Source organism: Streptococcus sp. DD13 (assembly GCF_001578875.1).
Classification (GTDB): Bacteria; Bacillota; Bacilli; order Lactobacillales; family Streptococcaceae; genus Streptococcus.
In genome coordinates this window covers 1,267,682-1,269,356 of record NZ_KQ969506.1, presented here as the reverse complement: position 1 = coordinate 1,269,356, position 1,675 = coordinate 1,267,682, and the positions used below count along the sequence as shown (strand labels likewise).

Annotated in this window: 2 protein-coding genes; one reads left to right on the top strand and one right to left on the bottom strand. The window is 44.5% G+C overall.

Annotation, left to right across the window (positions count from 1 at the left end; translation table 11 throughout):
- Positions 1 to 167 precede the first annotated feature (167 nt).
- Positions 168 to 521, top strand: a complete 354-nt coding sequence (locus STRDD13_RS05900) for a hypothetical protein (RefSeq protein ID WP_067102976.1) — start codon at positions 168 to 170, stop codon at positions 519 to 521.
- Positions 522 to 646: 125 nt separating this feature from the next.
- Here the strand turns inward: STRDD13_RS05900 and STRDD13_RS05895 are convergent, their stop codons facing one another.
- Positions 647 to 1,540 (bottom strand): LysR family transcriptional regulator, encoded by an 894-nt coding sequence (locus STRDD13_RS05895; RefSeq protein ID WP_067102974.1) that lies wholly within the window; start codon positions 1,538 to 1,540, stop codon positions 647 to 649.
- Positions 1,541 to 1,675: the final 135 nt, after the last annotated feature.

Sequence of the window (1,675 nt, the reverse complement as noted above, 5' to 3'; positions counted from 1 at the left end):
TACGGATTTTTGAAGAGATTGTCGACACCCTTTAGTGTGTGCTCTTGACCACCTTATATGGGATAGCACCTCTTGGGAGTGGTCGTTGACTTTATCTTACCAAGGAAAGGCTCATCAAAAAGGATAGTCTCAAGGCACCATCTTTTACAGAATCTAGGAGGTAACGTATGCGAACAATACTTCGTCTCATCAAAACATATCCCCAGCAAGCTTTTTTGCTGGCTTTTAATACTGGGGTGTTTGCCTGGTTGCAGGTGACTGGTCAAGCTATTTTAAACCAATTTGGCTGGTCACAAACTCTTATGACCAATAGCCCAGATTGGCTAAAGAGCTTAGCTGGTGGAAGTCTGGACCGCCTTCACAACTTCATCAGCTCAGGGCCAACCGCCTGGTTCCTTGCCAGCTTGGCTCTCACCTTGATTTTTCATTTTTTAAAAGGCTTGATCAAATGGATCCTTTTTGTCTTTATTATTGTGGTTGGTCTGTATTTGATCAGTCAGTATCAAGGGACACTTGGATAGGTCTATGTATCCTATCGTCTATTCGCAGAGGTCAAGTCAGTATCTCAAGTCAAAAAAACGCTGAGAGAGGCTCTTTCGTTGAGCCTATTCTCGGCGTATTTTTGTTTGAAATAAAATGTTTAGCTTTATTGTCTTTGGTCGTAAGCTTCTTTAAGCCAGGAAAATAACGAACGAATCTCGCCAGTCAGAGGATTGGTCTTGAGATGGGCAGAAGAAATGGTAAAGGTGATCCGGTCTTTGGGATCCAGTGGAATGGCTACCAACTCATTGTCATTGGAGTCAAGTGCCATATCTGCAAGGAGGCTGATGCCGACCTCCTTTTTGAGGAGTTCCTTTAGGATCATGACATCATCAGTCTTAAAGAAAATATTGGCTTGCTGATGGTAGCGATCGTTCAACTGCTCAAATGCTTTGAGATGGACGAAGTTTTCATCCAGCAAGATAAACGATTCGTCTAGTAAGTCCTCGAAGCTTAGAAAATCTTTCTTAGCAAGAGGGTGGTGTTTGGAGAGAACAATATCGAGTTGTTTTTGAAAAAGGGGCTGACTACATAAGTTAGGGGCCTCTAAGGGTGCGATGTGGCCAATGAGACTAGCATCCAGATCCCCTGTAAAGAGCAGGTCTAGTAATTCCAAGGATCCGCCACGAACGGGTCGAATGTGGGACAAGAAATCAAGCTCAGCTGACTTCGACTGCATGGACCGAAGGAGGTAGTGGACGATGATTGGAGGAAAGCCAACTGTCACATGATGGGATAAGGAGCGGTCAATGGCCTTGCGGGTAGCGCGCAACTCCGGCAAGATGCGCTCCAGATGGCGATAGAGGATCTCCCCTTGGGGCGTTAAATGAAAGGTGCGATGGGAAGGGTCGTGTTCGACCAATTGGCAGTTAAAGTTTTCTTCCAATCGCTTAATCGCATAGGAAACGCTGGGTTGACTGATACCAAATTTTTTGGCGACAGCCGTATAGGAAGAGAGTTCTTTTAAAGCTTCGAAATAATAGAGATCTTTAAGGTTCACGAAAAGTCCTTTCTAAGGGATAAGCATTTTTTATCCGTACCACAGAGTTTGACTATAGGCTAGACGGTGACGTACAATAAACGGGAGCCAAGATGAAACACTAAAGGGTGTCGACAATCTCCTCAAAAATCCGTA